This window comes from Chromohalobacter sp. (genome assembly GCF_039830575.1).
In the GTDB taxonomy this organism is placed as follows: Bacteria; Pseudomonadota; Gammaproteobacteria; order Pseudomonadales; family Halomonadaceae; genus Chromohalobacter; species Chromohalobacter israelensis.
The window spans coordinates 233,903-247,653 of record NZ_JBDOOX010000009.1; the positions used below are offsets into that span (position 1 = coordinate 233,903).

Here is a 13,751-nt window from a genome sequence, read left to right on the forward strand (position 1 = left end):
GAGCATCATTGATCTAGATCAAACAAGGTAAAACACCGATGGAATCCACGACAGGGAATGATCGCCGGGGCCTTCTGGCCGTGGCATTGGCGGGCGTTCTGTTGATGGGCTGCGGCAGCGACGACGAGGCCCAGCAGGCAGGCGATACTTCCCCGCCACCGAAAAAGGCGCAGGTCATGGAAATGACCAAGCGCGATATCGCGCTCGACAAGAGCTATCCCGCCATGCTGAGAAGCGATCACGAGGTGACGGTCGTGGCACGCGTGAGCGGAACCCTCGAGGAGCGTCATTTCGAGCCCGGACAACAGGTCGAGAAGGGCGAGAGTCTCTATACCATCGAGCCGGAAATCTATCAGGCGACCGTGCGTCAGCGCGAGGCGGATCTGCAGAGCGCCCAGGCCGATGCGGAGCTGGCGCAGATCAATGCCGACCGTTATCAGCGGCTGCTCAAGCAGAACTCGGTCAGCGTGCAGCAGCGCGACCAGGCCCTGGCCGACCTCAAGGTCGCGCGTGCCAGCGTGGCCCAGGCACAGGCGGCGCTCGACAGTGCGCGCATCGATCTGGATTACACCGATGTCGAGGCGCCCGTGTCGGGCATGATCAGCCTCAGCGAGGTCAATGTCGGCAATCTGGTGAACGATGGCACCGAATTGGCGACCATCACGCCGCTCGATCCGTTGGAGGTCCGTTTCCAGCTCCCGCAGGAAGAAGCCTTCGAGTTGCGCCGTCAGCGCCAGCAGCAGGGCAAGGAGGCGGTGACCGCCGAGCTGGAAATCCCAGCGTTGCCGGGGCAGACCCTGGAAGGGCGCGTGGAATTCCTGGGATCGCGGGTCAGCGAAAGCACCAGCACGGTGCAGGCCAATGCCTTTTTCGACAATCCCGGCGGGCTCTTTCTGCCCGGTCAGTTCGTGCGCGTCAAGCTGGAAGGCCTGAAGCGCTACGATGTGTTCGCGGTGCCGGAAATCGCCGTGACGCAAGGGCTGATGGGCCCGCAGGTCTATGTGCTGAGCGATGAGGGCAAGGCGCGCACGCGTACCGTGCAGCTCGGTGACACGGCCGGCCCGTGGATGATCATCAAGGACGGGCTCGAGGCGGGGGACCGCGTCGTGGTCAGCGATCCGGGCAACATCAGTGCCGGTGCGGCCATCGATCCCCAGCCTTTCGACGGCGATGCCGAGGCGCTTTCCGACGGCGAGAGCCGGAAGGCGCCGCCGGATGCCGAGGCGTCGCCGGATGCGGCGAATCAGGGTCAGCAGGCAAGCGGAGCCTGACGGATGAATATCTCCAACTTCTTCATCAAGCGCCCGGTCTTCGCCACCGTCATCTCGATCATCATCGCGGTCATCGGCTTCATGGCGATGCGCGTGCTGCCCATCGAGCAGTATCCGAGCGTGGTGCCGCCGACGGTATCGGTACAGGCGACGTACCCCGGCGCCAACGCCGAAACGGTCTCGAAGACCGTTGCCGCGCCGATCGCCGAGGCGATCAACGGCGTCGAGGACATGATCTACATGACGTCGACCAGCGCCGACGATGGGTCGATGCGGATGAACGTCTCGTTCGGCATCGGCAGTGACGGTGATATCAACACCATCAACGTCAACAACCGAGTCCAGCAGGCGTTGTCCCAGTTGCCCGAGTCGGTGCAGTCACAAGGGGTCACGGTCGAACTGCGTTCAAGCAGTATCTTGTTGTTGGTGGCGCTGACCTCTCCCACGGGGGAGTACAACAACATCTACATGCAGAACTACGCCACCCTCAATATCCTCAACGAACTGCGCCAGGTACCCGGCGTGGGCGAGGCCGAGGTGCTCGGGGGCGGCGAGTTCGCCATGCGGATCTGGCTCAACCCGGACAAGCTGGCACAGTACGACATGACGTCGGCCGAAGTGGCCAGCGCCATCCGCTCGCAGAATACCGAGGTGCCGGCCGGCTCGCTGGCCCAGGCGCCCCAGGACGATCCGCGGGCCTACACCTATACCATCACGGCGCCCGGACGTCTGGCTGACGCGGATCAGTTCCGCGATATCATTCTGCGCACCAACAGTGATGGTTCCGCGCTGCGCTTGAGCGATGTGGCACGTGTCGAGCTTGGTGCCTCGTCCTACTCGGTCAACGCCGACATGAACGGCGCCACCATGACGCCGATCATCATCAACCAGCAGCCTGGCGCCAATGCCCTGGAAACCGCCGAAGGCGTCAAGAGCAAGATGGACGAGCTCTCCGAACGCTTCCCGCCGGGGCTCAAGTACGAAGTGCCTTACGACACCACGCTGTTCATCGACGCTTCGGTGGAATCGGTGTTCCAGACCTTCATCGAGGCGCTGCTGATCGTCGCGGTGATCGTGTTCATCTTTCTGCAGAACTGGCGCACCACCATCATCGCCATGTCGGTGGTGCCGGTGTCGGTGGTCGGCACCTTTGCGGGCCTGTATCTCTTTGGATTCTCGATCAACCTGCTGTCGCTGTTCGCCATGGTGCTGGCGATCGGCATCGTGGTCGATGATGCGATACTGGTAGTGGAGAACGTCGAGCGATTGCTTGAGGAAGACCCCGACATTCCCATACGCAAGGCCGCCATCACCGCGATGAAGGAAGTCAGCGGCCCCGTCATCGCGACGTCGTTCATCATGGCGGCGGTCTTCATACCGGTGGCGTTCCTGGGCGGCTTCACGGGGCAGATCTATCAGCAGTTCGCGCTGACGATCGCGATTTCCGTGGCGATATCGGCGGTCGTCGCCTTGACCTTCACGCCGGCGATGAGCGCGCTGTTCGTCAAGCACAAGGCGCAACTGGGCAACTCCAGGCTGGCCCGTGCCGCCTCGACGCCTTTCCGGTTGTTCGACCGTTTCTTCGAGTGGGTCACCCGAGGGTACATGGCGGTCGTGCGCCTGCTGGTGAAAGCCTGGGTGCTGACGCTGGTGCTGGCGGCGGTGATCATCGGGTTCTCGTACTGGCTGTATCAACAGAATCCGTCGACGTTGATACCCGAGACCGACCAGGGGATCGCCATTGCCAGCATCACCCTGCCGCAAGGCTCGTCCGTGGCGCGCACCACCGAGTACATGGACAAGTTGAGCAGCGAGATCGAGCAGGACCCTGCGGTGGCGTACTCCACGGCGGTCGCGGGCTACGACATGCTGTCCAGCGCGGTCAATACGGCCAAGGGCGTGATGTTCATCACCCTCAAGCCCTGGAGCGAGCGTGACAAGTCGGTCGAGGACATGATCGCCAAGATCAACAAGATCGCCGCCGGCCTGGATGGCGGTACGGCCATGGCCTTCAACATGCCGCCGATCATCGGCTTGTCGACCACGGGCGGCTTTACCGGGTATCTGCAGTCCTATGGCGGGGCCGATTCCCAGGAGCTGATGCAGGCCGCGGGCAAGATCATGCAGGCCGCCAATCAGCGTCCCGAGCTGGCCCAGGTCTTCACGACCTTCGATGCCTCGGTGCCCTCGTATCGGGCGCGTATCGACCAGGAAAAGGCCCTCAGCTACGGCGTTTCCATCAGCGATCTCAACACGACGCTCTCGAACACGCTGGGCAGCGGTTTCGTGAACTATTTCACGTACCAGAACCGCAACTTCCAGGTCTACATGCAGAACGAGGACACGTTCCGGCAAACGCCCGATGACCTGAACAAGATCTTCGTGCGTGGCGGCGATGGCGAGCGGATCCCGATTTCCGAGTTCGTCACGCTCGAACGGCAGTCGGCGCCCTCGGTGGTCACGCGCTTCGGGGTGTATCCGTCGGCGCAGTTCCAGGGCGGTCCCGCGCCGGGGTACAGTTCGGGACAGGCGATTGCCGCGATGCAGGAAGTGGTCCAGCAACAGCTCGGCAACGAGTGGGGCATGGGCTGGACGGGGACCTCCTTCCAGGAGGCCAATGCCGGCAATGCCGCGACCATCGCGATCACCTTCGGTATCTTGATGGTCTTCCTGATCCTCGCGGCGCAGTACGAAAGCTGGGCCTTGCCCCTGGCGGTCATCACGGCCGTGCCGTTCGCCTTCATCGGCTCCATCGGCGGGGTGGTATTGCGTGGCCTGGATACCAGCGTCTATGTCCAGGTCGGCATGCTGGTGGTGGTCGGGTTGGCGGCCAAGAACGCCATCCTGATCGTCGAGTTCGCCGAGCTGCAGCGACGCGAGTACGGCAAGTCGATCCGCGATGCGGCGATCACCGCCTCGGAGCTGCGCTTCCGACCGATCGTGATGACGTCGCTGGCCTTCATCTTCGGTACCTTGCCGCTGGCCATCGCCAGCGGGGCCAACGACACCAACAGCCACCATATCGGTACCACGGTGGCGATGGGCATGGTCTCGGTGGCCGTGCTGGCCAGCTTCTTCGTGCCGTCGTTCTACGCGATGATTGCCAACGTGCAGGAGTGGCTGCAGCGCAAGCGTGGGGTGTCGCCCCAGCATGACGACGAAGACGGCACGGCAACGTCCGAGTCGACGTCCCCCAGTCGTTGACCTTCGTTGTCATCGATCATGGCCAGGGCTTTCATGCCCTGGCTTTTTTATGTCATGACACCGGTTGGTTACGGCGCGCGGCTAGGGCACTCTGTGGACATTCATGAAATACGCGAGGTGAGCATGCTAGGCGGTGCGACACGTTGGGGCCGAGGGCTCGTTCTGCTCTGTGCGCTCCTGTTCTCGGGGTGGGCATGGGGGCAGGCCGCTTCCCCCTTGTCGTCTCTCGCCGGCGGTGGAGGGCAGCAGGAAGACGCTGCGCCGTCGCCCGAGCAGGCGCGTGAATCGCTGGATGGCGTGATCTCGATGCTCGAGGATCAGCAGCGCCGCGAGGCCCTGCTGTCGCAACTGCGTGAGCTGCGCGCCTCGCTGGAGGGCGTGTCGAACGAGAGCGATCCGCGAACGCCTAGCGGGCTGCTGGGTGCCATCGCCGACTCGCTGACCTCGCTGGGCGAGTCGGGGGAGGCGGTCACGCCGCTCGAATATTGGCAATCATTGGGCGAGCGGGCGGGCAATACCCTGATGCAGCGTGTCGCATCGCTGGAGTCGGCACTGCATCTGATCGGCGATTTCGCATGGGTGTTGAGCCTGTGGGGCGGCAGCGCGGCGTTGCTGGTATTGCTGGGACGAGCCCTGGCCAAGCGCATGAACATGCAGTTGGCGCTGTCGGCCGAGCCGAGTACCTGGATGCTGATTCGCCACATGATACGCCGCTTGCTGCCCTGGGGGCTGGCCTTTGCCTTGACGCTGGGCGTGGTGCACGGCATGGCCTCCACACTGGGCATGACCCTGGCGATGGTGATCGCGTACCTCACGCTCTGCGGTATCCTGTTCACGGCGGTCTGCGAGGTCGTGTTCTCGCTTTTCGCCAGCGGGCACCGTCGGGTGGCGCTGCGTATCCTGCACCGTCGTGCGCACCGCTGGCTATTCGCCATCGGTGCACTGGTGGCGCTGGGGGACGCGGCGAATGCGTCGGAGCTGCAGGGCGCACTGGGCGCACCGCTGGCGGAGCTGGTCTCGATGCTCGCCAATGTCGTGGCGGCGTTGCTGACGGGCGCCTTTGCGGTGCGCTTCAAGCGTCCCGTGAAGCACTTGATCCGCAACCGTCCTTACCGCTATCGGCGAGACAAGCGCGCTTCGAGCGAATTGATTCAGCTCGTCGGCGCGCTGTGGCATGTGCCGGTATTGCTCATGGTGGTGGTATCGCTGGTGGCGATCCTGACCTCGCAGGGGGACTCGCGCAGTGTCTTCGCCAAGGCGATCGTCACCGCGGGATTGCTGGTGGTGACCCTGATCGTCAACGGGCTGGTGCATCGTCATTCCGAGCAGCCTTCCAAGCAGCGGCGCCAGTCGCAGTATCGGCGACGCCTGGTACGCTTCGGCTACACGCTGGCGCACCTGGTCAGCTGGGCGGCGTTCGCCGAGCTGGCGATGCGTGTCTGGGGATTGTCGCTGCTGGCGTTCGGCAGTGACGAGGGCATCAGTCAGCGCATAGGCCAGTCGTTGCTCAGCATCGGCATGACGCTGCTGCTGGCCTGGCTGGTCTGGATCCTCGCTGATACCGCGATCGAGCGCGCGCTACTGTCGTCCAAGCGAGGGCGCAGCGGAAGAGCCCAGAGCACCCGCGCCCAGACCATCACGCCGCTGATACGCAACGTCGTCTTCGCGACCATCGTGATCATCGCCTTCATCGTGGCGCTGGCCAATCTGGGCGTCAACGTGACGCCACTGCTGGCCGGGGCCGGTGTGATCGGCCTGGCAGTGGGGTTCGGGGCGCAGACCCTGGTGCAGGATCTGATCACGGGGCTTTTCATCCTCATCGAGGATTCGCTGGCCATCGACGATTTCGTCGATCTGGGCGGTCACATGGGAACGGTCGAGGGGCTGAGCCTGCGGACCGTGCGCCTGCGTGACCTGGATGGCATCGTGCATACGATCCCCTTCAGTCAGATCAAGGGGATCCAGAATTTCTCGCGGGAATTCGGGATTGCCTTGATGCGCGTGCGGGTCGCGCATCACATGAAGGTCGACGAGGCCATCGCGGTGGTGCGCGACGTGGCCGAAGACCTGCGCCGCGACCCGATGATGCGGCATTATATCTGGTCGCCGCTGGAGCTGCAGGGCGTCGAGAGCTTCGATGCCGGCGCGGCGATACTGCGTTTTCGCATGCGGACCGCGCCGCTGATGCAGTGGGACGTGGCGCGAGCCTTCAATCTGCGGCTCAAGCGGCGCTTCGATGAACTGGGACTGGACGTGGCGATGCCGCGCATGAGCGTGAGCCTGGAGTCTCCCATTCCCGAGGCGTCCGGGGGCACCGCCGCATCGGCCTCGCGCTCGGCGGGCATGCCTCAGGCCACGGGTGGCCCTGCGGAAGAGGCGCCTCCCGGTACCGGCTGAGAATGCGCCATGCCGCGGTGACCGGCATGGCGGCGGGGATTGACGCACGTCATGCCGGCACCGTTAAAGGTATGCAGGAAGCGGCCGATGCTCATAGGATGCTCGCACGCCACGCGGCACGTATATCCACAAAGAACAACCCGAAGGCCAGGAGCCGGCATGGCATCATCGCGTTTTACGCCCTTCGAGCGCTTGTTGCTCACCAGCCGTAACGAGGCCGATACGGCGGCATTATTGTTACTGGCGTGGTTGGCGATGAGTGACGGCCAGGAGACGCTCAACCCCCGCAAGCGGGCGTTGCTCGATGAACTCACGGGGGATTTTCGTCACGATCATGGGCATCAGCTGCTCGTCGACCTTGCCAGTGGGCCGGATTTCGTGGCCTTGCAACTCGCGGCGGAAGTCCTGCAGCGCTATTATCGGGGACCGCGTCGGGAAACCTTCCTGCGCCAGGCGATTCATATCGCGACGCACGATGGTGGCATGGCGGCGGGGCAGCACCATGTCCTGCGCTTTTTGGCCGACCTGCTCGGTGTGATGCCCGAGACGTTCGGCGTGCTGTTTCGCGATGTGGCCGGTTATCCTCTGGAAAGTCCGCAGGACTTGAGCAAGGCGCATTACTGGCAGTCGCGGGAGGGGGCTCGCGATCAGGACTCCGAGCAGACCTCGCGACAAGGCGACGAGCGCGAGCACCGCGAACAAGCCGGCAGCGAGAGCGGCGAGAAGGCGCGTCGCTCCTGGGGGCGTCGCAAGCGCCATGAGTGGCAGCACGGGCATGATCGGGGAGAGCGTGAGCAAGCGCACGAACGTGAACGCACCCACGACCGCGGGCGTGATCATCGGCGCTGGCGGCGTGATGGCGCAGGGCAGCACGATCAGTCGAGTGGTGACGGGCAGTCCCGGCATGGCGGCCACGAGCGCAAGCGTCACGAGGGGTTCTCGCATGACGGCATGCGCGGCGATCGCTCGACGGCACATGACGAAAAGGCACAGCGGGCGCTGGCCGTGCTCGGGTTGATGGGCAATGCCCAGAAGAGCGAGGTCAAGCGCGCCTACCGGCGCCTGGCCCAGAAATATCACCCCGATCGCTACCATGCGCAGAGTCAGGAGGCGATGGCCACGGCATCGCTGCGCTTTCAGCGAATCAAGAACGCTTACGACTATTTGATGCGACAGCATGCGTGATATTTATCGACGGTTGGGATTGCACGTGTCGGCCAGCGACGCGGATATCGCCCGGGCTATTGCGCGCTGCGAGAACAATGCCGTCAAGCGGGACGCCGAAGAGGTGCTGCGTGTCGAGTCGCGCAAGCGTGAATACGATCAGCTCTATGGCACCTTGACCGGCATCGGCCTGCTGCGGGCACGCATGGGATTGACCCATGCGCCCTACTGGCGGGGAAGCGAGGCCAATGACTTCTCGATCAGCGCGGACGACGAATACGCGCGCTACGCGGAGTTGAAAGCGAAAATGGAGCGAGCCGCACGCGTCTATGACAACTGGCAGCGGGTGCGGCGCATCCTGCGCTGGGGCCTTGGGCTGCTGCTGGCCGTGGGCATCGCGGCGGCCATCGCGGCATATGCCTGGGACGTCATTCCCACCGGGGGCATGTCGTTGCCGAGCCTCGAATCTCTCCCCGCAATCTCATGAGCGCTTCCTCGGTCAAGAGGCCTGGGGTGCGACACGGCTGCGGCAATTAGTCGCTTCTATTTCTCCTTTTTTTGCTTCAGAATGACGCCCCGTCGGCCCTCCCTGCGCGAGCGCGATGAGGGCGACACGACGCAATGGGTGTGTGCATTGATGGCGCGTCATGAGCCATCGCCGACATGCCCGGTACGTCCAACCTTCAGAGCGCATCACACTCGTGTCATTGGCAGCCGGGAATCGGTGGCTGATCGGGATGCAGTCGTTGGGCGTTTCCAAGCGGTCGGCAACGTGATTGCCGGGCGCTTGGACACGCGCCGAGCCGCTGGGTTCCGTTGGTGAAAATGCCTCCCCGCCCGACTGCTGGAGTAACGGGTCGCTAGCGGAGGAAATCATTCAATGAGCAAGCGCTGCAACGTCTTCCCATGCTTGAGTGAGGCCATGCAATGAGAATGAAGAAGAACCTGGGATGGCTCGGTATCCTACCCCTGATCGCAGTGTTGCTGAGTGGCTGCGACGCGGCGCTGGTGGATCCGAAGGGCCAGATCGGGGTGGAACAGAAATCGCTGATCATTACTGCCTTCTGGCTGATGATGATCGTGGTGATCCCCGTCCTCATCATGACGGTGGTTTTCGCTTGGAAATATCGGCATAGCAATCATGCCGCCAAGTACATGCCGGACTGGGCGCACTCCAACAAGATCGAAGTCTTCGTGTGGCTCATACCCTGCGTAATCATCCTGTTTCTGGGGATCATTACCTGGAAAACGTCACATTCGCTGGATCCGAACAAGCCAATCGAATCCGACGCCGAGACCATGGAAGTACAGGTCGTCTCCTTGGATTGGAAGTGGCTGTTCATCTACCCCGAACAAGGCATCGCAACGGTCAACGAAGTGGCCATGCCGGTCGATGTGCCGGTGCATTTCAAAGTGACCTCGGCATCGGTGATGAACTCGTTCTTCATTCCTACCCTGGGCAGTCAGATCTATGCCATGGCGGGCATGGATAACGACGTTTATCTAGTCGCCAATGAAGCAGGCGTCTACGCCGGCAAATCTTCCAATTATAGTGGCGAGGGCTTCTCGGAGATGACCTTCGATGCACGCGCCATGTCGCAGGATGATTTCGATGCCTGGGTCGACAAGGTGGGGCAGTCATCCGAAACGCTCTCTTACGATGGGAGCTACCAAGAGTTGGCGGAACCGTCCACGGACCATCCGGTGGAATATTTCTCCGACGTATCGTCCGGCCTGTACCACGACATCGTCGACAGTTTCCACGGTGGCAATGGGCAAGGTGGACACGGTGGCGGTCATGGCGAGACGGCCATGAGCGCAGAGGCAGCGGAGTAACATTATGTTCGGAAAACTTGGACTCGACGATATTCCCTATCACGAGCCGATCCTCGTCGTGACGGCTATCGTCATGGCGCTCGGTGGCTTGGCCATCGTCGGTTTGCTGACGTATTTCAAGAAGTGGAAGTGGCTGTGGACGGAGTGGTTGACCTCCGTCGACCACAAGAAACTGGGGATCATGTATTTCCTCGTGGCCTTGGTCATGCTGCTACGCGGCTTTGCCGACGCCATCATGATGCGGACCCAGCAGGCCCTGGCCGCCGGGGGAGCAGAGGGCTACCTGCCTCCCGAACACTATGACCAGATTTTCACCGCCCACGGCGTGATCATGATCTTCTTCGTCGCCATGCCCATGGTCATCGGTCTGATGAACCTGGTGGTGCCGCTGCAGATCGGCGCACGTGACGTCGCGTTCCCGTTCATGAACAACCTGAGTTTCTGGCTGTTCGTCGCGGGCGTGGCGTTGACCATGATTTCGCTGTTGATCGGCGAGTACGGTCGGACCGGTTGGCTGGCTTACGCACCTTTGTCGGGGATAAAGTACAGTCCCGGTGTGGGGGTCGATTACTGGATATGGGGGCTGCAGATATCAGGTATCGGCACCACCCTGACGGGGATCAACTTCTTCGTCACCATCCTGAAGATGCGTACCAAGGGCATGACGATGTTCCGCATGCCGATCTTCACCTGGACGTCGTTGTGCGCCAATGTACTGATCATTCTATCGTTCCCGATTCTGACCGCGACCATCGCGCTGCTGACACTCGATCGTTACCTGGGGATGCACTTCTTCACGAACGATATGGGCGGCAACATGATGATGTACGTCAACCTCATCTGGGCCTGGGGCCATCCTGAGGTGTACATTCTCATCCTGCCGGCGTTCGGGGTGTTCTCCGAGGTCATCGCGACCTTCGCCAAGAAGCGCTTGTTCGGCTACAACACCATGGTCTGGGCGACTGTGGTCATCGCCTTCCTGTCATTCACGGTATGGTTGCACCACTTCTTCACCATGGGTGCCGGTGCCGATGTCAACGCGTTCTTCGGGATCGCGACGATGATCATCGCCATTCCGACCGGGGTGAAGATCTTCAACTGGTTGTTCACCATGTATCGCGGTCGGCTGGAGTTCACGTCGCCGGTTCTGTGGACACTGGGCTTTATCATCACCTTCACCATCGGTGGCATGACGGGTGTGATGCTGGCGGTACCGGGCGCGAACTTCGTGCTGCATAACAGCTTGTTCGTCATCGCCCACTTCCACAACGTCATCATCGGCGGCGTGGTGTTCGGCATGCTGGCGGGCCTGACCTACTGGTTCCCGAAAGCGTTCGGCTTCAAGCTCGATGAAAAGTGGGGCAAGCGCTCCTTCTGGTTCTGGATCGTCGGCTTCTACCTGGCCTTCATGCCGCTCTACATCCTGAGCTTCATGGGCGCGGTGCGTCGTATGCAGTCCTATGCGAACCCCGAATGGCAGCCGCTGATGATCGTGGCGTGGGTCGGTGCCGTGTGCATCCTGTTCGGTATCGCCTGCACCGTGATCCAGTTCATCGTCAGTATCCGCGATCGCAAGAAGAACGCCGATATCACCGGCGATCCGTGGGATGCGCGTACCCTGGAGTGGTCCACGTCTTCACCGGCGCCGTTCTACAACTTCGCGCATCTGCCCCATGTCGGCTCCATCGATGCCTTCTGGGAAGCGAAGAAAGAAAAAGGCATGGCGGCGGACAAGCCGACGCAGTACGAAGACATCCACATGCCCAGGAACACCGTGGCGGGACCTGTCATCGGTCTGATCAGCATCGCGTTCGGTTTTGCGCTGGTCTGGCATATCTGGTGGCTGGTCGGTGTCAGCGCGATTGGCATGTTCGTGGCCTTCATGTTCCGTGTCTTCAATGACGACATTGACTACTACGTCCCGGCGGCAGAAGTCGAACGTATTGAGCGCGAGCACCATAAACGGCTGGAGATGCAGGCGTAATCATGACGACGCAAACCTTGAATCAGCATGACGCTCATGCCCATGACGGGCATGAGCACCACGATGCCAGTGGCATGAAGGTATTCGGCTTCTGGATCTACCTGATGAGTGACCTGGTCATCTTCGGGAGCCTTTTTGCCACTTATGCCGTGCTAATGAATGGCACGGCGGGCGGCCCCTCCGGGGCCGATATCTTCGAGCTCCCGCTGATTTTGATCAGTACTTTCCTGCTGCTATTCAGTAGTTTTACCTATGGCATGGCTGTACTGGCCATGCATGCCGATCGTTTGGCGCAGGTGAAAGGATGGCTGGGCATCACCTTCTTGCTGGGTGCCGGCTTCATCGGGTTGGAAATCTATGAATTTTATCATCTGATTGCCGAAGGCTTCGGACCGGATCGTAGTGCTTTCCTATCCTCCTTCTTCACCCTGGTCGGCATGCACGGTCTTCACGTGGCCTTCGGCCTGATCTGGATGCTGGTGATGATCGTCCAGCTTTACACGAAGGGTCTTAACGACAAGACGCGGCCGCGTATCATGTGCCTCAGTCTGTTCTGGCACTTCCTGGATATCGTGTGGATCTGTGTCTTCACCTTCGTCTATCTGATGGGAGTTCTGTAATGAGCGACACACATGCTTCCCACGACAGTGGCAACCACGGCAGCGTCAAGACCTATGTAATCGGCCTGATTCTATCGATCATACTGACGCTCGTGGCCTTCGGCGTGGTCATGCTGGGTGGCTTCGGTACCACGGCGACAATCGTCACAATCATCTTTATGGCCGTTTTGCAGATCTTGGTCCAGTTGATCCTGTTCATGCATCTTGAATTGAAAACGCAAGAGGGACGTGAATCGGGAGGATTCTTCTTCTTCACTGCGGTAATTCTGGGGCTAATCATTGGAGGGTCTATATGGATCATGCACAACCTGCGCCTCAACTTGATGTGATCGCCAGGTGATGTACAAGGCCTACCTGTCGCTGACCAAGCCGGGGATCATCTTCGGCAACCTGATCTCCGTGGCCGGGGGCTTCTTCCTGGCCTCGCAGGGCAGCGTGGACGTCATGCTCCTGCTGGCCACGGTGGTGGGGATCGCGCTGGTGATCGCTTCCGGCTGTGCGTTCAATAACTATATCGATCGCGATATCGACCGGCTCATGGAGCGCACCCAGGGACGTGTCACGGTGCAGGGCTTGATCCCGCCCGGCGTCACCCTGGCCTACGGTGGTGTGCTGGGGGTCGCGGGCTTCTCTGTCCTGTGGTTCGGCACCAATGCATTGGCGACGGCGTTCGCTCTGCTCGGTTTCGTCGTCTATGTCGGGTTGTACAGCCTGTATCTGAAACGGCATTCCATCTATGGGACGCTGGTAGGCAGCCTGTCCGGCGCGGCACCACCGGTGGTGGGCTACTGTGCCGTCAGCGGGCAATTCGACCTGGGTGCCTTGACCCTGCTCTTGATCTTCTGTCTGTGGCAGATGCCGCATTCCTATGCGATCGCCATCTTCCGCTTTCACGACTATCGCGCGGCGTCGATCCCCGTGCTGCCGGTCGAGCGCGGTGTACGGGCGGCGAAGCATCATATCTTCTGGTACATCCTGGCGTTTCTGGGGGCGACCCTGATGCTCACGCTGGGAGGCTATGCCGGGTATGGTTACTTCGCGGTCGCGGCGGCCATGGGGCTTTACTGGCTCGTCATGGCGCTTCGCGGCTATCGCGCCGGTGACGATCAGGTCTGGGCCAAGAAGGTGTTCATCTTCTCGATATTCACCATCACGGCACTGAGCATCATGATGTCGATCGACTTTCAGGTCACGGAGACCGAAGTGCTGATGACATCGCTGCGTTGATCCCGAACGTGCTCCGATACTGAAAAGCCACGCTGTAACAGCGTGGCT

10 protein-coding genes are annotated in these 13,751 nt (G+C 61.4%); all 10 read left to right on the top strand.

Annotation, left to right across the window (positions count from 1 at the left end):
- Positions 1 to 38: 38 nt before the first annotated feature.
- Complete coding sequence (locus ABGX75_RS08110; RefSeq protein ID WP_347410697.1) at positions 39 to 1,271, top strand: efflux RND transporter periplasmic adaptor subunit; 1,233 nt, start codon at positions 39 to 41, stop codon at positions 1,269 to 1,271.
- A gap of 3 nt (positions 1,272 to 1,274) precedes the next feature.
- On the top strand, positions 1,275 to 4,475 hold the full coding sequence (locus ABGX75_RS08115) for a multidrug efflux RND transporter permease subunit (RefSeq protein ID WP_347410698.1): 3,201 nt from the start codon (positions 1,275 to 1,277) through the stop codon (positions 4,473 to 4,475).
- Between the two features lie 216 nt (positions 4,476 to 4,691).
- Positions 4,692 to 6,872, top strand: coding sequence for a mechanosensitive ion channel family protein (locus ABGX75_RS08120; RefSeq protein WP_347410699.1), 2,181 nt, complete (start codon positions 4,692 to 4,694; stop codon positions 6,870 to 6,872).
- Positions 6,873 to 7,031: 159 nt separating this feature from the next.
- Positions 7,032 to 8,057: a DnaJ domain-containing protein gene (locus tag ABGX75_RS08125; protein ID WP_347410700.1), complete on the top strand. Its 1,026-nt coding sequence runs from the start codon at positions 7,032 to 7,034 to the stop codon at positions 8,055 to 8,057.
- Positions 8,050 to 8,523 (top strand): hypothetical protein, encoded by a 474-nt coding sequence (locus ABGX75_RS08130; RefSeq protein WP_011506255.1) that lies wholly within the window; start codon positions 8,050 to 8,052, stop codon positions 8,521 to 8,523. Before ABGX75_RS08125 ends, ABGX75_RS08130 begins: the two co-directional genes overlap by 8 nt.
- A 440-nt stretch (positions 8,524 to 8,963) precedes the next feature.
- A complete protein-coding gene (gene cyoA / locus ABGX75_RS08135; RefSeq protein WP_347410701.1) occupies positions 8,964 to 9,872 on the top strand; it encodes a ubiquinol oxidase subunit II in 909 nt (302 codons plus the stop codon).
- A 4-nt stretch (positions 9,873 to 9,876) separates the two neighbouring features.
- Positions 9,877 to 11,856, top strand: coding sequence for a cytochrome o ubiquinol oxidase subunit I (gene cyoB, locus ABGX75_RS08140; RefSeq protein ID WP_347410702.1), 1,980 nt, complete (start codon positions 9,877 to 9,879; stop codon positions 11,854 to 11,856).
- 2 nt (positions 11,857 to 11,858) lie between these two features.
- Positions 11,859 to 12,476 carry a cytochrome o ubiquinol oxidase subunit III gene (gene cyoC / locus ABGX75_RS08145; protein ID WP_347410703.1) on the top strand — a complete coding sequence of 206 codons (618 nt, stop codon included), beginning with the start codon at positions 11,859 to 11,861 and terminating at the stop codon, positions 12,474 to 12,476.
- Positions 12,476 to 12,805, top strand: a complete 330-nt coding sequence (gene cyoD, locus ABGX75_RS08150; protein ID WP_035411119.1) for a cytochrome o ubiquinol oxidase subunit IV — start codon at positions 12,476 to 12,478, stop codon at positions 12,803 to 12,805. The genes cyoC and cyoD overlap by 1 nt, the downstream gene beginning before the upstream one ends.
- A gap of 10 nt (positions 12,806 to 12,815) precedes the next feature.
- Positions 12,816 to 13,703: a heme o synthase gene (cyoE, locus tag ABGX75_RS08155; RefSeq protein WP_347410704.1), complete on the top strand. Its 888-nt coding sequence runs from the start codon at positions 12,816 to 12,818 to the stop codon at positions 13,701 to 13,703.
- Positions 13,704 to 13,751 lie beyond the last annotated feature (48 nt).

What these genes read in the sequence shown, in the direction of transcription:
- ABGX75_RS08130 (WP_011506255.1), top strand. Translation starts at nt 8,050, where the DNA reads ATGCGTGATATTTATCGACGGTTGGGATTGCACGTGTCGGCCAGCGAC.
- cyoD (WP_035411119.1), top strand. Translation starts at nt 12,476, where the DNA reads ATGAGCGACACACATGCTTCCCACGACAGTGGCAACCACGGCAGCGTC.
- cyoC (WP_347410703.1), top strand. Translation starts at nt 11,859, where the DNA reads ATGACGACGCAAACCTTGAATCAGCATGACGCTCATGCCCATGACGGG.
- cyoE (WP_347410704.1), top strand. Translation starts at nt 12,816, where the DNA reads ATGTACAAGGCCTACCTGTCGCTGACCAAGCCGGGGATCATCTTCGGC.
- ABGX75_RS08125 (WP_347410700.1), top strand. Translation starts at nt 7,032, where the DNA reads ATGGCATCATCGCGTTTTACGCCCTTCGAGCGCTTGTTGCTCACCAGC.
- cyoA (WP_347410701.1), top strand. Translation starts at nt 8,964, where the DNA reads ATGAGAATGAAGAAGAACCTGGGATGGCTCGGTATCCTACCCCTGATC.
- ABGX75_RS08115 (WP_347410698.1), top strand. Translation starts at nt 1,275, where the DNA reads ATGAATATCTCCAACTTCTTCATCAAGCGCCCGGTCTTCGCCACCGTC.
- ABGX75_RS08110 (WP_347410697.1), top strand. Translation starts at nt 39, where the DNA reads ATGGAATCCACGACAGGGAATGATCGCCGGGGCCTTCTGGCCGTGGCA.
- cyoB (WP_347410702.1), top strand. Translation starts at nt 9,877, where the DNA reads ATGTTCGGAAAACTTGGACTCGACGATATTCCCTATCACGAGCCGATC.